Below are 19,963 nucleotides of genomic sequence, written 5' to 3'. Positions count from 1 at the left end.
CATGGACGAGGCCGTCATGACCATCGAGCAGTTGGACATCCGCGATCACATGGCGCAGTTCGCGCCGTTTGACACACTTCCCGACGAACTGCTGGACCGCGTCGCCGAGCAGGTGGACGTCCGCTATTTTCAGGCCGGCACTGATCTGCTGGTAAAGGACCAGCCGATCCACGAGCTGTGGTACCTGCGCAGCGGCGCGGTGGAGATGTTCAAGCGCAGCGGTGGCCTGTTCAATCGTCTCAGCGAAGGCGACATCTTCGGCTACTCGGACCTGTTGAGAAACAATCGGGTACGTTTCCCGGTGCGCGCGCTCGAGGACTCGTTGGTCTATTTCATTCCCGAGGCGCTGTTCCAGCAGCTCTGCGATGAGAACGACGAATTCTCGGATTTCGTCGATACCGGCGGGCAGCGGCTCAAGGCCACGGTGGAGGAGCAGCATCGCGGCAGCGACATGCTGACCACCCGGGTGCGCAAGCTGATCCACCGCCAGCCGCTGCTGGTCGAGGCCGGTATGCCGCTGCAGCAGGCCGCCCGGCAGATGCGCGAGGAAAACACGACCTGCGTGCTGGTGCTGGACGCTCCCGAGGATGACTGGGAGCATTCCTTCTCCGGGCGCGACAATCAGTCCTGGCGGCTGGCGGGCATCCTGACCGATCGCGATTTCTGTACCCGGGTGCTGGCCGACGGTATCTCGCCGCAGGCCCCGGTCAGCGAGGTGATGTCGCGGGATCCGATCGCCATCCAGTCCGACGAGTCGGTCTACGAGGCGATGCTGTGCATGCTGCGCAACAACGTGCAGCACCTGCCGGTACTGCATCGGCGCCACCCCATCGGGGTGCTGAACCTTCCGGACATCGTGCGCTACGAAACCCACAGCAGCCTGTATCTGGTCAACAACATCTTCCACCAGACAGATGTGAGCCAGCTGGCGGCGTTGAGTGGCGAGGTGCGTACCTCCTTTGCGCGGCTGGTCAGGGATGGTGCCAACTCGGAAATGACCGGGCAGGCATTGGCGACCATCGGACGCAGTTTCGCGCGCCGCCTGCTGGAGCTCGGCGAGGCCGAACTGGGGCCGCCCCCGGTGCCCTATTGCTTCATGGTGCTGGGCTCGATGGCACGTGACGAGCCGACCATCACCGCCGACCAGGACAACGCGCTGATTCTCGACGATCGCTTCGATCCCGAGCGCCACGACGCGTATTTCAAGGACTTGGCGGCGTTTGTCAGCGATGGTCTGGCGGCCTGCGGCTACCCGTACTGCAAGGGCGACATCATGGCCACCAACGAGCGCTGGCGGCAGCCGCTCAAGGTCTGGAAGCGCTACTTCGGCGAGTGGATGGACGAACCGAGCCCCGAGCGGTTGCTGCACAGTTCGATCTTCTTCGACCTGGCCAGCGTGCATGGCGAGGAGGAGTACGTCGAACAGCTACAGGACCTGATCGCCGAACGCGCGCCGCAGCGTCCGGTGTTCCTCGCGGCGATGGCGCGCAATGCGCTGGGACGTACGCCGCCGCTGGGCTTCTTCCGGACCTTCGTGATGGAGCGGGACGGCAAGCATCGCCAGTCGATCAACCTCAAGCGGCGCGGTACGGCGCCGCTGGTCGATCTGGTGAGGATCCATGCCCTGGCCTGTGGCTCGAAGGCGCAGAACACCTTTGCGCGGCTGGACGACATCGCGCGCACCCGCTTGTTGCCCGAGGGCGTCAACGAGCGGCTACGCCACGCCTTCGAGTTGCTGTCGATGGTGCGTATCCGCCACCAGGCCTACGATATCGAGCGCAACGAGGACACCACCGACAACAGCGTCGTACCCGAGCGGCTGTCGGGGCGTGAGCGACGGCATCTGAAGGATGCCTTCGAGGTGTTGAGCCATGCCCAGAAGTTTCTCGGCTTTCGCTATCCGATGCCCTCGAAGGGCCGCTGATGGCGACGCGCCTGTTCTCCCGGCTAAGCAAGCAGGTGCCCGATTGGCCGACCTATCTGGCATCGCGGGCCAAGGACGCCAAGGACCCGCGTCTCGAGCGCTATTACGCCAGCGGCACGCCCGATCCGGATACACCGATTGGCGAAGTGCCGCTGGTGGCGATGGATCTGGAAACCACCGGCCTGGATGCGAGCCGCCACGGCATCGTCAGCATCGGCGTGGTACCGTTCACGCTGGAGCGCATCCGGCTCAGCGAGGCGCGCTACTGGGTGGTGGCGCCACGTCGCCCGCTGAGTGCCGAGTCGGTGACGTTTCACCACATTACCCATTCGGAAGTGGCCAGTGCACCTGACCTGGACAGCGTACTCGACGAGCTGCTGGCTTGCATGGCCGGACGGCTGGCGGTGGTTCATTACCGTCCCATCGAACGCGAGTTCCTCGACGCGGCGATACACGAACGGCTCGACGAGCACCTGCTGTTTCCGATGATCGACACCATGTCGCTGGAGGCGGTGCGCCATCGCCGACGGCACTGGCTGTGGCTACGGCGTCTGATGGGGCGACCGCCGGCGTCGATCCGCCTGCACGAGAGTCGTCAGCGCTACAATCTGCCGGCCTACACCGGCCATCATGCCCTGAGTGACGCCCTGGCCACCGCCGAGCTATTGCAGGCGCAGATCGCCCGTCACTATTCCTGGCAGACCCCGGTCGGCACATTCTGGCGTTGAGACGCTTGCGTCATCGCCCCGGCGACGGAGAGGCATAAAAAAGAGCGGCCCGCGGGCCGCTCTCTGCATGGGCAGTGACGTCATGCGCCTAGGCGGCGCGTGGCTCGCTCATCAGCCCCTTGACGATGGCGTAGCACGCCGCCAGCAAGACGATCGTGAAGGGCAGCCCGGTGGTGATCACCGCCGCCTGGAGCGCCATCAGGCCGCCGCCGAGCAGCAGCGCGATGGCGATGGCCCCCTCGATCAGCGCCCAGAACACGCGCTGGGGCTTGGGGGCGTCGACCTTGCCGCCGGCGGTGATGGAGTCGATCACCAGCGAGCCGGAGTCCGACGAGGTGATGAAGAACACCATGACCAGCACGATGCCCACGAAGGAGGTGATGCTGGCCAGCGGCAGTTGTCCGAGCATGACGAACAGTTGCAGCTCGAGCGCGGCGTTCTTGACGCCTTCGAAGTTGTCGGCCACCAGTTGATGGATGGCTGTGCCACCGAAGGCGGTCATCCACAATACCGAGACCAGCGAAGGCACGAGCAGCACGGCGATCAGAAATTCGCGGACGCTGCGGCCGCGGCTGACCCGGGCGATGAACATGCCGACGAACGGTGACCAGCTGATCCACCAGGCCCAGTAGAAGGCGGTCCAGCCCTGGCTGAAGTTGACGTCCTCGCGTCCGAACGGATTGGATAGCGCGGGCAGATGCACCAGATAGCTCGTCAGGTTCTCGAAAAAGCCGGTGAGGATCATCAATGTCGGCCCGACCAGGATGACGAACATCAGCAGCAGGAAGGCCAGCCCCATGTTGAGCTGCGACAGGCGCTGCACACCCTTGTCGACGCCGGCGAGTACCGATAGCAGGGCCACGGCGGTAATGCCCATGATCAACACCACCATGGTCACGTTGGTGTTGGGTGTGTCGAACAGGTAGCTAAGACCCGCGGAGGCCTGCGAGGCACCCAGGCCGAGCGACGTCGCCAGGCCGAACAGGGTGGCGAACACGGCCAGAATGTCGATCACGTGGCCCGGCCAGCCCCAGATCCGCTCGCCGAGAATCGGGTAGAAGACCGAACGCATGGTCAGCGGCAGGCCCTTGTTGTACGAGAACAACGCCAGGGCCAGGGCGACCACGGCATAGATTGCCCAGGGATGCAGCCCCCAGTGGAAGATGGTCGCGGCCATGCCCAACGAGATGGCGCCTTGTTCATCGCCCGCGGCGGCGCCCAGCGGTGCCCAGTCGGTGCGCGCGCCGCCCTCCGCGGCGGTACCCGACATCGAGGTTCCGAAGTGGGTTATCGGTTCGGAGACGCCGTAGAACATCAGACCGATGCCCATGCCCGCCGCGAACAGCATGGCGAACCAGCCGGCGTAGCTGAAGTCCGGCTTGGCCTCCATGCCGCCGATGCGCACCTTGCCCAGCGGGGTGAAGATCAGCACCACCGTGAGCACGACGAAAATGTTGGCGGCGAACAGGAACAGCCAGGTCAGGTTGCCGGTCAGCCAGCTCTTGGCGCCGTTGAAGATCGGGCCCATCTGGTCCGGCAGTGCCAGGGTGATGAACACGAAGAACAGAATCAGCAAGGAAGAGATCGCGAAGACCTTGCCGTGCAGGTCGACATCCACACCGAATCGGCGCGTGGTGACGTTGTCCTGGCCAATGACGTAATCGGTGTCGATGAGATTCGAGCGACCGGTTGGCGCAGGAATGCCTTCCGGGGCCTCGGGCGGCGTCGAGTCGGGTGGCCTGTTGGAATTGTCAGCCATGGGCATCTCCGTATCGTTACGATGTACAAAGCGTGTCCCGAAGGACTCGCCCTCGGGTCGAGATTGCGTGGGGAGTACTCTCTATGTCCATGTTGTCTTGCGCCTTGATATGTCACGCAAGATCGTCTCAAAGAGCGCCTTTATCCTGACGCAAAGTGACGACAGTTGCCACCGGAGCATGCAATCCGACCGGGTTGCATGGCCGTGGCCGGCGCAATGAAGAAGCTCAGGCGATACCGTTGTCCAGCGCGGCGGCCATGTAGAGGCCTAGCTCCCCGGCCTGCTCGACGAAGCGTTCCTGCCATTCACCCTGCAGGATCAACGGCGGCTGCGCCCATTGCCAGCGCAGCCCCGAAACGATCGATTCCACGGCCCGGCGGGTGCCGGTACCGTCGCGTCCGGCACGCACGTACAGCGCGCAGGGCAGTCCCTGGCGCGCGTCCAGCAACGGATAATAGCTGCGGTCGAAGAAATCCTTGAGCGCACCGCTCATGGTGCCGAGATTCTCGGGCGTGCCGAGGATGATCGCATCGCAGTCAAGCACGTCGTCGGGTCCGGCCTCGAGCGGTGGTTTGACGATCACCGCGATGTCTTCTATCTCGTCATGGTCGGCGCCGCGCGCGACGGCGTCGCAGAGCCGTCGGGTGTTCGGCGAAGGTGCGTGCGCCACGATCAGCAGTCGTCTGGTCATGCGCTCAGCATGCCATCGTCGAGCGCGTCGGCCAAACGACGAGGGCGCACGTCGGGCTATAACCCGTTCGAAGTCTGGGCTAGTATTCAATCGACCGTTTGAATCCTTGTGCTGCCGAGTGCATTCAGGCAAACCGTACTTTCAGCCAACCGCTTCCAGGAGTGTTTCATGGCCAGCTATCAGGCGCCGCTGCGCGACATGCGCTTCGTGCTCAACGAGGTCTTTCAGGCCGGCGAGGAGTGGGCCGCGATGCCCGGGACCGCCGAAGTGACCCCCGACCTTGCCGAGGCGATCCTCGAGGAGGGCGCGCGAGTCACCCAGGCCGAGCTGTTTCCCCTCAACCAGAGCGGCGACGCCGAGGGGTGTGGTTTCGAAGCGGGGCGGGTCACCACGCCCAGTGGCTTCAAGGAGGCCCGGCGGACCCTGGCCGAGGGGGGCTGGTTCGGGCTGGGCGGCAATCCCGAGTACGAGGGCCAGGGCATGCCCAAGCTGCTCACCGTGGCCTTCGAGGAGATGCTCTATGCCAGCAACGCAAGCTTCGCGCTGTATCCCGCGTTGAATACCGGGGCGGCGCTGTTGCTCGATCATCACGCTTCGCAGGCGATCAAGCAGCGCTTCCTGCCGAAGATGTACGCCGGCGAGTGGCTGGGCAGCATGTGCCTGACCGAACCGCACTGCGGCACCGACCTGGGGCTGATCAAGACCCGCGCCGTGCCCGACGCGGACGGCGGCTATGCGATCACTGGCAGCAAGATCTGGATCACCGGCGGCGAACACGACATGGTCGACAACATCGTTCATCTGGTGCTCGCCAGGTTGCCCGATGCGCCGGAGGGCACGCGGGGCATCTCGCTGTTTCTGGTGCCCAAGCGCACGGTCGCCGAGGATGGCACGCTGGGCGAGGCCAATGGCGTCAGCTGCGGCGGGCTGGAGCACAAGATGGGCATCAAGGGCAGCGCGACCTGCGTGATGCACTTCGATGAAGCGCAGGGGGTGCTGATCGGCGAGCCGCACCAGGGGCTGGCGACCATGTTCACGATGATGAACTACGAGCGGCTGTCGATCGGCATCCAGGGGCTGGGGCTGGGCGAGGTGGCCTATCAGAGCGCCATGGACTTCGCCCGCGAGCGTCGGCAGAGCCGTGCGCCGGGTGGTGCGCAGCAGCCCGAGCAGCCGGCGGATCCGATCCTGGTGCACCCCGACGTGCGGCGCATGGCGCTCAACGTGCGTGCCTGGAACGAGGGCGGGCGTGCCTTTGCCGCCTTCGTGGCGCAGCAGCTCGATCGCGCCAAGTTCCACCCCGAGGAAGCGGTGCGTGACGAGGCCGAGGCGCTGGTCGCGCTGCTCACCCCGGTGGCCAAGGCATTCCTCACCGATCGGGGGTTCGAGGCGACGGTCGAAGCCCAGCAGATCTACGGCGGCAGTGGCTACTGCGTGGAGTGGGGCGCCGAGCAATACGTGCGCGATGCGCGTATCGCCATGATCTACGAGGGCACCAATGGCGTGCAGGCCATGGACCTGGTGGGGCGCAAGCTCGTCCGCAATCGCGGCAGCTATCTCGTGCAGTTCGTTGCAGCCATGCGCGAGGACCTCGGTGAACGGGCCGGGCCCGAATTGCACGATGCGCATACGCGCATCTCGCTGGCGCTGGTGCTGCTCGAGAATGTCACCGCCGACGTGCTCGGACAAAGCGACAAGCGGCCGGAGGAGCTCGGTGCCGCCGCGGCCGACTACCTCAACCTGCTGGGCCATGTCGCCTACGCCTGGATGTGGTGGAAGATGATGCGGGCGGCGCAGCGTGGGCTGAGCGAAGGCGGCGCTGCCGGCGAGCGCTTCTACCGTACCAAGCTGGCGGTCGGCCGCCATTACCTGACACGCCTGTTGCCGCGCATCGAGGCGCTGGAACGGCAGATCGAGGCGGGCGCCGAGCCGTTGATGAATCTGGACGAGGAGGACTTCTACCCGCAGGGTTGAATGGCCGCTGAGAGAGTCCCTGCGCGGGTTAAGATTTCAATAGCAGCGCGTGATATAACCAGCCAAGGCCGCCGCAGGCTCGGTGGCCGGACTCATATGAGCGACCGGTGGCGAAGGCGGGTGAACGCGAAATGAAGGCAAGGTCATGGCGGTGGGTGACGCGTGTTTGGCGGGTGGTGGTAGGCGGTGCCAACTCGCCGCTGCAGCGCATGCACCTGGCGTTCCTGTTCGTTGCAGCCTGGGTTGGCGCCTTTTCGGGGATGTTCAACGTGATTCTGTCGTTGAGTCCGCCGTTATACGGTCTGCTTCTCGAAGGCTTTGCTTTGACCGTGCTGTGGATGTGGTATCGCTCACGTTGGCGCGCGGATGCCGAGCGGATGGCCTGGTGGTTCTGCCTGTTGATCATCTTCGTGATGATGCCGGTCAATTGGCTGTTCAACCAGGGCATGTCGGGGCCGACACTGATGTTCTTCCTGATGGCGGCGGCCTATTCGCTGGGAGTGATTCCAGCCCATGGCTGGCGGCGGTGGTTGGTCCTGGCAGGGTTTCTGATCATGCCCGCGTTGATGATCCTGCTCGAAAGCTATCACCCCAGCTGGATTGCGGCCTATCCGAGTGCCACCCAGCAGGCCGCCGACCTGATCTTCAGCTATTACCTCAATGTGGCGATCCTTATGGTCATGGTTAGTGGCCACATTCGCCGCGTGGAGAGCGAGCGGCGCCTGAGCCGCGACTATGCGGCGCGCTTGCGTGAACAGGCGCGTCGGGACAGCCTGACCGGTCTGCTCAATCATGCAGCCTTTCACGAAACGGCCGAGGCCGAGTTGGCAGGCGATAAGCCGGACTTGGCGCTGCTGATCTATGATCTCGACCACTTCAAGCAGGTCAACGACAACTACGGTCATCCCTACGGTGACCAGGCATTGCTGCACTTTGCCGCGCTGCTCGGCGAAATCGCCCGGCAATACGATGCAATCGTCGGACGTTGTGGTGGCGAGGAGTTCTGCGTTCTGATGCCGCGCGCCTCCCAGGCGTTGCTCGAGGCCTTCGATAGGCAGCTTCGCGAGCGATGTCGTTTACAGCCGTTGGCTCACGGCGAGATTCATTTCAGTGGCGGTGGCGCGCTGGCTCCCGAGAAAGGTTCGGTGACCCTGTGGTTCGAGTTGGCCGACCGGGCTCTGTACAGCGCCAAGCGTGCCGGACGCCGGCGCTTGGTCGTCAGTGACGACCTGCTCATCCTGTCCCGCTAGCGCCAGCCTGATACTTTTGCACGGTTAACGACCACGCCTGTTTTGTATACCGCGCCTTGCGCCAAACCGGTGCGCTTCGGACGGTCAAGGCCCGCTCATGGGGCGCTGTTTCTTCATGCGTGCACCATAATTGTGCGGGCGAAGTTTTATGATAGTGCCTCAAGTTTTGTCAAGTCATTGTATTTTAAGGACTAAAAAAGGTTATCGAGGAAGTGGCACAGCCCTTGCGATAGTTGTTTGTCCAAAAATAGTAACCAGTAATGGCCCGATAGTCGTTCTCGCTGGATACAAAGACAACATAAGCAAGGAGACTCAAGTGCATACCCGCAACTTCCATCAATGGATTATGGCTTCCATGGTCGGTCTGGGAATCTCCGTCCCTGCGTTCGCGCAAGAAGATCCCATCAAGGTGGGCATTCTGCATTCTCTGTCCGGCACCATGGCGATCAGCGAGTCGACGCTGAAGGACGAAATGTTGATGCTCATCGAACAGCAGAATGCTCAGGGCGGCCTGCTGGGACGCCAGCTCGAGCCGGTGGTCGTCGACCCGGCTTCCGACTGGCCGCTGTTCGCCGAAAAAGCGCGCCAACTGCTCGAGCAGGACAAGGTCGACGTGATCTTCGGCAACTGGACCTCCGTGTCGCGCAAGTCGGTGCTGCCGGTGGTCGAGGAGCTCAACGGTCTACTTTTCTACCCGGTGCAGTATGAAGGCGAAGAATCTTCAGAGAATGTCTTCTATACCGGCGCCGCGCCCAACCAGCAGGCGATCCCCGCCGTCGATTACCTGATGAACAACGTCGGCGTCGAGCGCTGGGTGCTGGCCGGGACCGATTACGTCTACCCGCGTACCACCAACAAGATTCTCGAGGCCTACCTCGAGGGTCATGGCGTGGCGCAGGAAGACATCATGATCAACTACACGCCGTTCGGGCACTCCGACTGGCAGAACATCGTCTCCGAGATCAAGCGTTTCGGCAGCGCCGGCAAGAAGACTGCCGTGGTCTCGACCATCAACGGCGACGCCAACGTGCCGTTCTATCGCGAGCTGGGCAACCAGGGCATCGACGCCGCCGACATCCCGGTCATCGCCTTCTCGGTGGGCGAACAGGAGCTCTCGGGCATCGATACCGCCCCGCTGGTCGGTCACCTGGCCGCCTGGAACTACTTCATGAGCGTCGACACCGATGCCAACTACGACTTCATCGACAACTGGATCGAATACACCGGCGACGAGAGCGCCGTGACCAATGATCCCATGGAAGCCCACTACATCGGTTTCAACATGTGGAAAGAGGCAGTCAGGAAAGCCGGCACCGCCGATGTCGATGCGGTCAAGGACGCGATCATCGGCGTGAGCGTGCCCAACCTGTCCGGCGGCTACGCGGCGATGATGCCCAACCATCACATCACCAAGCCGGTGCTGATCGGCGAAATCCAGGACAACGGCCAGTTCTCGATCGTCTGGCAGACCCCTTCCACCGTGGCCGGCGATGCCTGGTCCGACTACCTGCCCGGCTCGCGCGATCTGATCAGCGACTGGCGCAAGCCGCTGGAGTGCGGCAACTACAACGTGGTCGAGAAGAGCTGTGGCGGCGGCGAAGCACAGGCAGCCAGCCAGTAACACGCATGCACGGTCCGGCCGCAAGCGGCCGGATCGCACCCAACAGCCACAACCACACGCCACTCAAAGGACACCCGCATGAACCTCCTGCGGACGCTCGAAGTCTCGCTCCTGTTCTGGTGTTGTGTCGCGTTGACCTTTCCCGTCCTCGCACAGCAGACCGACAGCGCAGAACAGGACGCTCCCCCCGAACTGGTTGCCCTGGCCGCGGACTCCTATGCCGACAAGGGCGAGGCCATCCAGGCCCTGATCGCCAGCGGGCACCCGCGCACGCGCACCTGGCTGACCGCGCTGCTCGACGGCAAGCTGCAGCGTCTCGAGGATAGCGGTCGTTTCGTCATCGTCACCGATAACAGCGGCCGTGACTGGACGGTCATCGATGCCGTAGACGACGCGCCCCTGGGCGAGGTTTCGCGACGCAACATCGATCGAATCACCATCAACAACGCGCTGCGCAACCAGTTGCGCAGTGCCATGGCCGTGCTCGACCTCGACGCCCCCACGGTGCAGGAGCGCCTGGTCAGCGCCGATCGGTTGCTCGGCAAGGTCGACGGCAACCTGGTCGGGCCCCTGGCTGCACGCCTCGACGCCGAGGAGAACCCGGCCGTGCGCGAGAAGCTCGCCCAGGCCCTGGCCATCCATCGGCTGCAAAGCGGCGATGGCGCAGCCGTCAATGCTGCCATCGATACGCTGTCGGGGAGTCTGAACCCTGCCATGCGCGCCGCACTCAATGGCGTCGCTGCCGGCGAAGGCGAGGCCGCCGAAGCCGCTCGGCGGGCCCTGGCGAGCATCGAACAAAAGCTCAAGCTCAATCGTGCCGCAGAGACGCTCTATTTCGGGCTTAGCCTGGGCTCGGTGCTGGTGCTGGCCGCCATCGGCCTGGCCATCACCTTCGGCGTCATGGGCGTGATCAACATGGCGCATGGCGAGCTGATCATGCTCGGCGCCTATACCACCTGGATGATGCAGCAACTGCTGCCGGGCCAGCCCGGACTGGCGCTGATCCTGTCGATTCCCGCTGGCTTTCTGGTCGCGGCGATCGCCGGCATCATCATCGAGCGCAGCGTGATCCGTTTCCTCAAGGGCCGCCCGCTGGAGACGCTGCTGGCCACCTTCGGCGTCAGCCTGATCCTGCAGCAACTGGTGCGTACGCTGATTTCGCCCCTCAACCGCACGGTGGTGACGCCGGAGTGGATGAGCGGTTCGCTGGTCATCAACGAGGCACTGTCGCTGACCCTCAATCGTCTCTACGTGCTGGGCTTTGCGCTGGTGGTATTCGCCGGCCTCATGCTGGTGATGCGCAGGACCCGTCTGGGGCTGGAAGTGCGCGCGGTGACGCAGAACCGCGCCATGGCGCGTGCCATGGGTATCCGCGCCACACGCGTCGACATCATGACCTTCGCGCTGGGCTCCGGCGTGGCCGGGTTGGCCGGCGTGGCGTTGTCGCAGCTCACCAATGTCGGGCCCAATCTCGGCCAGAGCTACATCATCGACTCGTTTATGGTCGTGGTGTTCGGCGGGGTCGGCAACCTGTGGGGCACGCTGGTGGCCGGCATGTCGCTGGGCGTCATCAATCAGGTCCTCGAGCCCTGGGCCGGCGCCATTCTCGCCAAGATCATCGTGCTGGTGTTCATCATCCTGTTCATTCAGAAACGCCCTCGCGGACTCTTTCCGCAGAAGGGCCGTGCGGCGGAGGGCTGATCCATGCACTGGCTCGCCAAACCGGCTACCGAACGTAATACGCAAGTCTTCATCGGCGTGCTGACCGCGGCACTGGTCGCCGTCTGCCTGCTCAACCTGCTGTTGCCCGCCGGGCATCCGCTGCATGTCTCCACCTACACCGTGACCCTGCTCGGCAAGTATCTGTGTTATGCCCTGCTTGCCGTGGCGGTGGATCTGGTCTGGGGCTACCTGGGCATCCTCAGCCTTGGCCATGGCGCCTTCTTCGCCCTGGGCGGCTATGCCATGGGCATGTACCTGATGCGTCAGATCGGCGACCGCGGCGTCTATGGCGATCCGCTACTGCCGGACTTCATGGTGTTCCTCAATTGGGAGTCGCTGCCCTGGTACTGGCATGGCTTCGACATGGCCTGGTTCGCCTTTCTGATGGTGTTGCTGGCGCCCGGTCTGCTGGCGCTGGTATTCGGTTTTCTGGCCTTCCGCTCGCGGGTCACCGGCGTGTACCTGTCGATCATTACCCAGGCGCTGACCTTTGCCCTGATGCTGGCCTTCTTCCGCAACGAGATGGGCTTCGGCGGCAACAACGGCCTGACCGATTTCAAGGAGTTGCTGACCTTCGATCTCAGCGCCGACAGTACTCGCCTGGGCCTGTTCGTGGCCTCCGGCATCGCCCTGGGGCTGGGCTATTGGCTGTGCCGTGCCATCGTCTCCAGCAAGCTGGGCCGGGTCTGCGTGGCCTCGCGGGACGCCGAGGCGCGGACCCGCTTCCTGGGCTACCGGGTCGAGCGCGTGCAGCTGTTCGTGTTCGTGGTCTCGGCGATGCTCGCCGGAGTCGCTGGCGCACTGTATGTACCCCAGGTCGGCATCATCAACCCCAGTGTGTTTTCGCCGCTGTTCTCCATCGAGATCGTGGTATGGGTCGCGCTGGGCGGCCGGGCGATGCTCTACGGCGCCGTGATCGGCGCCATCCTGGTCAACTACGCCAAGACCGTGTTCACCGGGGTGATGCCCGACGCCTGGCTGTTCGCGCTCGGCGGGCTGTTCGTGGTCGCCACGGTGATGCTACCGCAAGGACTGGCAGGCCTGTTTGCCAAGCGCAAGCGCAGCACGCCCGCTGCATCGGCCAAGGGTGCCAAGGAGGCTACCGCATGAGCATTCTGCAATCGCTGGCGAACCGGGATCGGGTGTTCGAATTCCTGGTTCCCCACGAGTCGCCCGTCGACGTTCGTCACGGCCCGATCCTCTATCTCGAGGATGTCAGCGTCAGTTTCGATGGCTTCAAGGCGATCGACGATCTCAACCTGACCATCGACGATGGTGAGCTGCGCTGCATCATCGGCCCCAACGGCGCCGGCAAGACCACCATGATGGACATCATCACCGGCAAGACCAAACCCGATCGCGGCCAGGTGTGGTTCGGCAGCCGCCACAACCTGTTGACCATGAACGAGCCGGAAATCGCTACCCTGGGTATCGGTCGCAAGTTCCAGAAACCCACGGTGTTCGAGGCACTGAGCGTGTTCGAGAACCTGGAGCTGGCGATGAGCGCCGACAAGCGCGTCATGCCCACCCTGGTCGCCCGATTGTCCGGCGAGGCCCGCGATCGCATCGACGAGGTGCTGGCGATGATCGGCCTGCAGGCCGAGCGGGATCGTGCCGCAGGCATCCTCTCCCATGGTCAGAAGCAGTGGCTGGAGATCGGCATGCTGCTGATGCAGCGCCCCCGCCTGCTGCTGGTCGACGAGCCGGTGGCCGGCATGACCGAGCAGGAAATGGAACGCACCGGCGAGCTGTTGACCAGCCTGGCCGGCAAGCAGTCGGTGGTGGTGGTCGAGCACGACATGGGCTTCGTGCGCTCCATTGCCCGCAAGGTCACGGTACTGCACCAGGGCAGCGTGCTTGCCGAGGGCAGCATGGACCAGGTCGCAAGCGATCCCCGCGTGGTCGAAGTCTACCTGGGGGAGGGAATCTGATGCTGCAAGTCGACAAGCTCAACCAGTTCTACGGGGAAAGCCATACGCTGTGGGACCTCTCGCTGGACGTGCCCCAGGGTGAATGCACCTGCGTGATGGGGCGTAACGGCGTAGGCAAGACCACGCTGCTCAAGTGCGTGATGGGGGAGGTTCCGGTCAAGAGCGGCTCGCTGCGCTACGACGGCGACATCGAGCTGACTCACAAGCGCATCGAGGATCGCTCGCGGCTGGGCATCGGTTATGTGCCCCAGGGGCGCCAGATATTTTCGCTGCTCACGGTGGAAGAAAACCTGGGCACCGGTCTGGCGGCGCGGCGCGACAAGCAACGCGGCAACGGCCGCCGCGGCAACGGCCGCCGCACGATTCCCGAGCGCATCTATGAGCTGTTTCCGGTACTCAAGGAGATGCGCCATCGACGCGGCGGCGACCTGTCCGGCGGTCAGCAGCAGCAACTGGCGATCGGCCGCGCCCTAGTGCTCGAGCCACGCCTGTTGATTCTCGACGAGCCGGGCGAGGGTATCCAGCCCAATATCGTCGCCGAGATCGGTGAAGTGATCCGCAAGCTCAATCGCGAGGATGGCATGACGGTGCTGCTGGCCGAGCAAAAGTTGCCTTTCGTGCGCAAGTTCGCCGACCGTTTCGTGATACTCGACCGCGGGCGTACCGTCGCCAAGGGCGGTGTCGACGCGCTTTCCGACGACCTGATCAAGCAGCACCTGACGGTATGACGGCGCTGACTTCGCCATGTGGCAAAGCCCTGCCCGACGACTCGGGGCATCGCTTTGACGCCGGGCGGCGCTGGGCCGCGTCGATCGATCTGGGCTTTCGTCGAGACACGCGCCGAGACATGCACGGCGACCGCACCCGGCTGGTGCGTGCCCGGCACCGTGGGCCGCTGCGTGTACAGCGCCCGTTCTACCCCGAGGGCGAGGTGTGTCACGTCTACCTGCTGCATCCTCCGGGCGGGCTGGTCAGCGGTGACGAACTGCGCATCGATGCCGAGGTAGAGGAAGGCGCGCATGCGCTGCTCACCACCCCGGCGGCGGCCAAGCTCTACCGGGCCGACAGTCAGGGCGTGGCCTGGGGGCAGCACGTGCATCTCAACGTCGCCAGTGGTGGCTGCCTCGAGTGGCTACCCCAGGAAACCCTGTGCTTCGACGGCTCGCGTGGCGTGCAGACCACCGAGATCGCGCTGGATAGCGATGCCCGCTGCCTGGGCTGGGAAGTCCTGGCGCTGGGTCGGCCTGCCAGCCGCTTGCCGTTCGAAAGCGGACGGATCGAGCAGCGCTTCCGCCTGACCCGCGAGGGCCGGCCGCTGTGGCTGGAGCGTCAGCCGCTGGACCCTGAACATCCGCGCTTTCGCGGGTGCTGGGGGCAGGGCGGGGCGACGGTACAGGCCACGCTCTGGGCCGTGGGCCTCGATTCGCCGTCGGCCTGTGTCGAATCGCTGAGAGACGCCTTGCCGGCGTCGCCACGCTGGGCGGTGACGCTGCGCCACGACGTGCTATTGCTGCGCTACCTCGGCGACTCCCGCAACGAAGCCTGGAATCTCTGTCAACGCGCCTGGAGCGTACTGCGACCCTCGCTGTGCGGGCGTGAGGCATGCGTGCCGAGGATTTGGATGACGTAGCGGCACTTCGTGCCGGCCACGAGTTGCGGGCAACGAGCTGCGGGCCACGAGCCACGAGCTGCGGGCCACGAGCTGCGAGCTGCGAGCTGCGGGCCACGAGCTGCGAGCTAGAATGCTGCCGAAGCCGAAGCCGAAGCCGAAGCCGAAGCCGAAGCCGAAGCCGAAGCCGAAGCCGAAGCCGAAGCCGAAGCCGAAGCCGAAGCCGAAGCCGAAGCCGCTCTTCACAGCGCCCCGAACATGGCGCCCGAAGCCCGAAGCTCGAATTTCAACGACATGACTTGGGAGCTACTGCGATGGAATTGACCCCCAGAGACAAGGACAAGCTGCTGCTGTTCACCGCCGCACTGCTTGCCGAACGCCGCAAGGCGCGTGGCCTCAAGCTCAACTATCCCGAGGCCGTGGCGTTGATCAGCGCCGAAATCATGGAAGGCGCCCGCGACGGCAGGAGCGTCGCCGAGCTGATGAGCTACGGGCGTGAAATCCTGACCCGTGACGACGTGATGGAAGGCGTGCCGCAAATGGTCGACGAGGTCCAAGTGGAAGCCACCTTTCCGGATGGGACCAAGCTGGTCACGGTGCATTCGCCCATTGTGTAAGGAGTTCTCGATGATTCCCGGGGAATACCAATTGAAGGACGGCGAGATCGAACTCTGCGCGGGGCGCGAGCGCATCACCGTCGAGATTGCCAATACCGGCGACCGGCCGATCCAGATCGGCTCGCACTACCACTTTGCCGAGGCCAACCCGGCGCTGATCTTCGACCGCGACAAGGCGCGCGGCTATCGCCTCGACGTGGCGGCAGGCACGGCGATTCGCTTCGAGCCCGGCCAGAGCCGCGAGGTGACCCTGATTCCCTTCGTCGGCAAGCGGCACATCTATGGGTTCCGCGGCGAGGTCATGGGCCCGCTACTCTCTACCGCGCCCGCTGCCGCGCGAACCCCGTCTACTTCCGGTCCCGACGGCAAGGGAGATCAGTCATGAAGATCACGCGTCAGGCCTATGCCGACATGTACGGCCCGACAGTGGGCGATAAGGTGCGGCTGGGCGACACCGAACTGTGGATCGAGGTCGAGAAGGACCACACCCATTACGGCGACGAGGTGAAGTTCGGCGGTGGCAAGGTCATCCGCGATGGCATGGGCCAGAGCCAACGCCATGACGACGCGGTGATGGACACGGTGATCACCAATGCGCTGATCCTCGACTGGTGGGGCATCGTCAAGGCCGACGTGGGGCTCCAGGGCGGGCGGATCAAAGCCATCGGCAAGGCCGGCAACCCAGACACCCAGCCGGATGTGGAGATCGTCATCGGCCCAGGCACCGAGATCATTGCCGGCGAGGGCAAGATCCTCACCGCCGGCGGCATCGACGCTCACATCCACTTCATCTGCCCGCAGCAGGTGGAGGAGGCGCTGATGAGCGGCGTGACCACCATGCTTGGCGGTGGCACCGGCCCGGCCACCGGCTCCAACGCCACCACCTGCACGCCGGGTGCGTGGCACATCGGCAAGATGCTCCAGGCGGTGGACGCGCTGCCCATGAACATCGGCCTGCTCGGCAAGGGCAATGCCAGCCTGCCCGAGGCATTGGCGGCCCAGCTCGAGGCCGGCGCCATGGGGCTCAAGCTGCACGAGGACTGGGGCACCACGCCGGCCTCCATCGACAACTGCCTGAGCGTGGCCGAAAAGTACGACGTGCAGATCGCCATCCACACCGACACCCTCAACGAGTCGGGGTTCGTCGAGGACACCCTGGCGGCGTTCAAGGAACGCGGCATCCACACCTACCATACCGAAGGGGCGGGCGGTGGCCATGCGCCGGACATCATCACCGCCTGTTCCAGGGACTACGTGCTGCCGTCGTCGACCAACCCCACGCGGCCCTACACGGTGAACACCATCGACGAGCATCTCGACATGCTGATGGTCTGCCACCACCTCGATCCCAACATTCCCGAGGACGTGGCCTTCGCCGACTCGCGCATCCGCCGCGAAACCATCGCCGCCGAGGATATCCTCCACGACCTGGGCGTGATCTCGATGATCGCCTCCGACTCCCAGGCCATGGGGCGGGTCGGCGAGGTGATCTGCCGGACCTGGCAGACCGCCCACAAGATGAAGGTGCAGCGCGGCCTGTTGCCGGAAGACACCGAGCGCGGCGCCGACAATGTCCGTGCCCGGCGCTACATCGCCAAGTACACCATCAACCCGGCGATCACCCACGGCATCGCGCATGAGGTCGGCTCGGTGGAGGTCGGCAAGCTGGCCGATCTGACGCTGTGGAGTCCGGCGTTCTTCGGCGTCAAGCCGGCGCTGATTCTCAAGGGCGGCATGATCGCCGCCGCGCCGATGGGCGATCCCAATGCCTCGATCCCCACGCCGCAGCCGGTGCATTACCGGCCGATGTTCGGTTCCTTCGGCAAGGCAGCCAGTGCGACGCGATTGTCCTTCGTCAGCCAGGCGGCCATCGATGCCGGTATTGGTGAACGGCTGGGGCTGGCCAGTCCGCTATCGGCCTGCAGGAACGTGCGCGGCGTGCGCAAGCGCGACATGAAACTCAACGACGCCTGCCCGCAGTTGGAAGTCGATCCGCAGACCTACGAAGTGCGCTGCGACGGCGAACTGCTGACCTGCGAGCCGGTGACGGAGTTGCCACTTGCCCAGCGTTATCATCTTTTTTGAGCTACGAGCTACGAGCTACGAGCTACGAGCTACGAGCTACGAGCTACGAGCTACGAGCCACGAGCCACGAGCTACGAGCCACGAGCTACGAGCTACGAGCTACGAGCTCGTGGCCGGAAATGGAGTCGAACGCATGTTGAAACTGATTGAACGCCTGGGGCCGGTCACGTCGGAACAGGCCAGCGATAGCGTGACGCTGCCATTCGAGCAGCGTTGCCGGGGGCGCCTCAAGGCGCTGAGCGATGCCGGACGTGTGCTGGGAGTGTTTCTCGACCGCGGCCCGGTACTGCGCGCTGGCGAAGGGCTGCGTGCCGAGAGCGGCGAGGTGATTCGCATCGAGGCGGCCGACGAGCCGGTGGTGACCGCACGCATCGAAGGGACGCTGGCCCTTGCACGACTGTGCTATCACCTCGGCAACCGACATGTCTCGCTGGCCATCGGTGGTGAAGAACACCCTTCATCGGGTCAGGGCTGGGTGCGCTTTCCACCGGATCATGTTCTCGAGGAACTGGCCGAACGCCTGGGGGCGACGCTCGATCATCACCAGGCGCCATTCGACCCCGAGCCGGGCGCCTACTCCCAGGGCGAAGGCCACAGCCACGGTCATGGACATGGTCACGATCATTCACACAGCCACCAGCATGACCACGAGCCCGGCCATGCCCACTGAGCCTACGCCGCAGGGCCAGGCCGGCAGGGACGACCTGGCCCTGCTGGGCCTGCTGCAACTGGTCAGCCCGGCGCTGCCGATCGGCGCGTTCGCCTGGTCGCAGGGGCTGGAAAGTGCCTTCGAGCTGGGCTGGGTGAGCGACGAAGCCACCCTCGGTGAATGGCTGGAAGGCGTGCTCGAGGATGGCCTGACCCGTTGCGACCTGCCGGTGCTGGCGCGCCTGTACGACGCCTGGCAGGCCGACGACGCAGATACTCTCGCCGCATGGAACGACTGGCTGCAGGCCAATCGCGAAACCGCCGAACTGGCCGCCGAGGATTTCCGGCTCGGCGAGGCCATGGTGCGGCTGTTGCGCTCGCTGGATCGACTGCCGACCTCGCCGGTGCTGCCATCCCGGCCGACTTACGCCGTGATGTTCGCACTCGCCAGCCGGCAGCACGCTATCCCGGTCCGTGACAGCCTGCTCGGCTTCGCCTGGGCCTGGCTGGAAAACCAGCTGGCGGTGGCCTGCAAGGCCCTGCCGCTGGGGCAGACGGCGGCACAGCGCTTGATCGAGCGCCTGCGGTCGCAACTGGTGACGGCGGTCGACACGGCCCTGGCGCTGGGCGACGACGAGCTCGGTCCGGCATTGCCGGGCCTGGCCCTGGCCAGTGCGCATCATGAAACCCAATATTCGCGTCTATTTCGCAGTTGAGCGGCAATAAAGGAAGGAGTAACGCCATGAATCATTGCTTGCGCATCGGTGTCGGCGGCCCGGTAGGCTCCGGCAAGACGGCACTGCTCAGGCAGCTCTGCCTGGCCCTGCGCGATCACTACGATATCGCCGTGGTCACCAACGACATCTACACCCGCGAGGATGCCGACTTCCTGCTCAAGCACGATGCGTTGGCCGCTGATCGCATCCTGGGGGTCGAGACCGGGGGCTGTCCGCATACCGCGATCCGCGAGGATGCCTCGATGAACCTGGCCGCCATCGACGATCTGCACGGCCGCCATCCCAACCTGGAACTGGTATTGGTGGAGTCCGGCGGCGACAACCTGTCGGCGACCTTCAGTCCCGAGCTCTCCGATCTGACCCTGTACGTCATCGATGTCTCCGCCGGCGACAAGATCCCGCGCAAGGGCGGGCCGGGCATCACCAAGTCCGACCTGCTGATCATCAACAAGATCGACATCGCCGAGTACGTCCACGCCTCGCTGGAGGTCATGGACCACGACGCACGCAAGATGCGCGGCGAGCGGCCGTTCGTGTTCACCAACCTGCACGACGGGGTCGGGCTGGAGACCATCATCGCCTTCATCCTCGATCGCGGCATGTTGCCGGAACGGCGGCCAAGTGTGCTTGCCGCCGGTTGATCCACTGTTTTTCACACCTTTACAAG

The 19,963-nt window shown here is 64.5% G+C and carries 18 protein-coding genes; 16 read left to right on the top strand and 2 right to left on the bottom strand.

What is annotated here, in order from left to right:
* Positions 1-16 precede the first annotated feature (16 nt).
* Both HR9077_RS01300 and HR9077_RS01295 read left to right on the top strand, forming a co-directional pair.
* Complete coding sequence (locus HR9077_RS01300) at positions 17-1,924, top strand: DUF294 nucleotidyltransferase-like domain-containing protein (protein ID WP_136064323.1); 1,908 nt, start codon at positions 17-19, stop codon at positions 1,922-1,924.
* Positions 1,924-2,652: a 3'-5' exonuclease gene (locus tag HR9077_RS01295; RefSeq protein WP_136064321.1), complete on the top strand. Its 729-nt coding sequence runs from the start codon at positions 1,924-1,926 to the stop codon at positions 2,650-2,652. Before HR9077_RS01300 ends, HR9077_RS01295 begins: the two co-directional genes overlap by 1 nt.
* Positions 2,653-2,740: 88 nt before the next feature.
* Here HR9077_RS01295 and HR9077_RS01290 read toward each other — a convergent pair whose 3' ends face one another.
* Both HR9077_RS01290 and HR9077_RS01285 read right to left on the bottom strand, forming a co-directional pair.
* Positions 2,741-4,411, bottom strand: coding sequence for a BCCT family transporter (locus tag HR9077_RS01290; RefSeq protein ID WP_136064320.1), 1,671 nt, complete (start codon positions 4,409-4,411; stop codon positions 2,741-2,743).
* Positions 4,412-4,637: 226 nt separating this feature from the next.
* A complete protein-coding gene (locus HR9077_RS01285; RefSeq protein WP_136064318.1) occupies positions 4,638-5,102 on the bottom strand; it encodes a flavodoxin family protein in 465 nt (154 codons plus the stop codon).
* A 168-nt stretch (positions 5,103-5,270) separates the two neighbouring features.
* On the opposite strand from HR9077_RS01285, the gene HR9077_RS01280 reads away from it, so the two are divergent.
* The 14 genes from HR9077_RS01280 to ureG all read left to right on the top strand — a co-directional run bounded on the left by HR9077_RS01280 (position 5,271) and on the right by ureG (position 19,937).
* The gene (locus HR9077_RS01280) at positions 5,271-7,076 is read left to right on the top strand and encodes an acyl-CoA dehydrogenase C-terminal domain-containing protein (RefSeq protein WP_136064316.1); all 1,806 of its coding nucleotides are present in this window, start codon (positions 5,271-5,273) and stop codon (positions 7,074-7,076) included.
* Between the two features lie 155 nt (positions 7,077-7,231).
* Positions 7,232-8,326: a GGDEF domain-containing protein gene (locus HR9077_RS01275; RefSeq protein WP_168380867.1), complete on the top strand. Its 1,095-nt coding sequence runs from the start codon at positions 7,232-7,234 to the stop codon at positions 8,324-8,326.
* 346 nt (positions 8,327-8,672) lie between these two features.
* Entirely contained in the window at positions 8,673-9,947 is a 1,275-nt protein-coding gene (urtA, locus tag HR9077_RS01270; RefSeq protein ID WP_136064424.1) for an urea ABC transporter substrate-binding protein, read from the top strand.
* A gap of 78 nt (positions 9,948-10,025) precedes the next feature.
* A complete protein-coding gene (gene urtB, locus HR9077_RS01265) occupies positions 10,026-11,648 on the top strand; it encodes an urea ABC transporter permease subunit UrtB (protein WP_136064312.1) in 1,623 nt (540 codons plus the stop codon).
* A gap of 3 nt (positions 11,649-11,651) precedes the next feature.
* On the top strand, positions 11,652-12,779 hold the full coding sequence (gene urtC / locus HR9077_RS01260; RefSeq protein ID WP_136064310.1) for an urea ABC transporter permease subunit UrtC: 1,128 nt from the start codon (positions 11,652-11,654) through the stop codon (positions 12,777-12,779).
* Entirely contained in the window at positions 12,776-13,600 is an 825-nt protein-coding gene (gene urtD, locus HR9077_RS01255) for an urea ABC transporter ATP-binding protein UrtD (protein ID WP_136064308.1), read from the top strand. The genes urtC and urtD overlap by 4 nt, the downstream gene beginning before the upstream one ends.
* Positions 13,600-14,328: an urea ABC transporter ATP-binding subunit UrtE gene (gene urtE / locus HR9077_RS01250; RefSeq protein WP_136064306.1), complete on the top strand. Its 729-nt coding sequence runs from the start codon at positions 13,600-13,602 to the stop codon at positions 14,326-14,328. Before urtD ends, urtE begins: the two co-directional genes overlap by 1 nt.
* Positions 14,325-15,230: an urease accessory protein UreD gene (locus HR9077_RS01245; protein ID WP_136064304.1), complete on the top strand. Its 906-nt coding sequence runs from the start codon at positions 14,325-14,327 to the stop codon at positions 15,228-15,230. The genes urtE and HR9077_RS01245 overlap by 4 nt, the downstream gene beginning before the upstream one ends.
* A gap of 293 nt (positions 15,231-15,523) precedes the next feature.
* Positions 15,524-15,826, top strand: a complete 303-nt coding sequence (gene ureA, locus HR9077_RS01240; RefSeq protein WP_136064302.1) for an urease subunit gamma — start codon at positions 15,524-15,526, stop codon at positions 15,824-15,826.
* Positions 15,827-15,836: 10 nt separating this feature from the next.
* The gene (locus HR9077_RS01235) at positions 15,837-16,211 is read left to right on the top strand and encodes an urease subunit beta (protein ID WP_136064300.1); all 375 of its coding nucleotides are present in this window, start codon (positions 15,837-15,839) and stop codon (positions 16,209-16,211) included.
* Positions 16,208-17,911, top strand: a complete 1,704-nt coding sequence (ureC, locus tag HR9077_RS01230; RefSeq protein ID WP_136064298.1) for an urease subunit alpha — start codon at positions 16,208-16,210, stop codon at positions 17,909-17,911. Before HR9077_RS01235 ends, ureC begins: the two co-directional genes overlap by 4 nt.
* A 133-nt stretch (positions 17,912-18,044) precedes the next feature.
* Positions 18,045-18,581: an urease accessory protein UreE gene (ureE, locus tag HR9077_RS01220; RefSeq protein WP_136064296.1), complete on the top strand. Its 537-nt coding sequence runs from the start codon at positions 18,045-18,047 to the stop codon at positions 18,579-18,581.
* The gene (locus tag HR9077_RS01215) at positions 18,571-19,275 is read left to right on the top strand and encodes an urease accessory protein UreF (RefSeq protein WP_136064294.1); all 705 of its coding nucleotides are present in this window, start codon (positions 18,571-18,573) and stop codon (positions 19,273-19,275) included. The genes ureE and HR9077_RS01215 overlap by 11 nt, the downstream gene beginning before the upstream one ends.
* 26 nt (positions 19,276-19,301) lie before the next feature.
* Positions 19,302-19,937, top strand: a complete 636-nt coding sequence (gene ureG / locus HR9077_RS01210) for an urease accessory protein UreG (RefSeq protein ID WP_136064292.1) — start codon at positions 19,302-19,304, stop codon at positions 19,935-19,937.
* Positions 19,938-19,963 lie beyond the last annotated feature (26 nt).

This window comes from Modicisalibacter radicis (genome assembly GCF_900961225.1).
In the GTDB taxonomy this organism is placed as follows: domain Bacteria; phylum Pseudomonadota; class Gammaproteobacteria; order Pseudomonadales; family Halomonadaceae; genus Modicisalibacter.
The sequence above is the reverse complement of the archived record's forward strand: the minus strand, read 5'-3'. Positions and strand labels throughout refer to the sequence as shown.

Bases quoted from the DNA above. Each gene is read 5' to 3' on its own strand.
- urtA (WP_136064424.1), top strand. From the start codon at position 8,673: ATGGCTTCCATGGTCGGTCTGGGAATCTCCGTCCCTGCGTTCGCGCAA.
- HR9077_RS01290 (WP_136064320.1), bottom strand. From the start codon at position 4,411: ATGGCTGACAATTCCAACAGGCCACCCGACTCGACGCCGCCCGAGGCC.
- ureC (WP_136064298.1), top strand. From the start codon at position 16,208: ATGAAGATCACGCGTCAGGCCTATGCCGACATGTACGGCCCGACAGTG.
- urtE (WP_136064306.1), top strand. From the start codon at position 13,600: ATGCTGCAAGTCGACAAGCTCAACCAGTTCTACGGGGAAAGCCATACG.
- urtC (WP_136064310.1), top strand. From the start codon at position 11,652: ATGCACTGGCTCGCCAAACCGGCTACCGAACGTAATACGCAAGTCTTC.
- HR9077_RS01285 (WP_136064318.1), bottom strand. From the start codon at position 5,102: ATGACCAGACGACTGCTGATCGTGGCGCACGCACCTTCGCCGAACACC.
- ureG (WP_136064292.1), top strand. From the start codon at position 19,302: ATGAATCATTGCTTGCGCATCGGTGTCGGCGGCCCGGTAGGCTCCGGC.
- ureA (WP_136064302.1), top strand. From the start codon at position 15,524: ATGGAATTGACCCCCAGAGACAAGGACAAGCTGCTGCTGTTCACCGCC.
- HR9077_RS01215 (WP_136064294.1), top strand. From the start codon at position 18,571: ATGCCCACTGAGCCTACGCCGCAGGGCCAGGCCGGCAGGGACGACCTG.
- urtB (WP_136064312.1), top strand. From the start codon at position 10,026: ATGAACCTCCTGCGGACGCTCGAAGTCTCGCTCCTGTTCTGGTGTTGT.
- HR9077_RS01280 (WP_136064316.1), top strand. From the start codon at position 5,271: ATGGCCAGCTATCAGGCGCCGCTGCGCGACATGCGCTTCGTGCTCAAC.
- ureE (WP_136064296.1), top strand. From the start codon at position 18,045: ATGTTGAAACTGATTGAACGCCTGGGGCCGGTCACGTCGGAACAGGCC.
- urtD (WP_136064308.1), top strand. From the start codon at position 12,776: ATGAGCATTCTGCAATCGCTGGCGAACCGGGATCGGGTGTTCGAATTC.
- HR9077_RS01235 (WP_136064300.1), top strand. From the start codon at position 15,837: ATGATTCCCGGGGAATACCAATTGAAGGACGGCGAGATCGAACTCTGC.
- HR9077_RS01295 (WP_136064321.1), top strand. From the start codon at position 1,924: ATGGCGACGCGCCTGTTCTCCCGGCTAAGCAAGCAGGTGCCCGATTGG.
- HR9077_RS01245 (WP_136064304.1), top strand. From the start codon at position 14,325: ATGACGGCGCTGACTTCGCCATGTGGCAAAGCCCTGCCCGACGACTCG.
- HR9077_RS01300 (WP_136064323.1), top strand. From the start codon at position 17: ATGACCATCGAGCAGTTGGACATCCGCGATCACATGGCGCAGTTCGCG.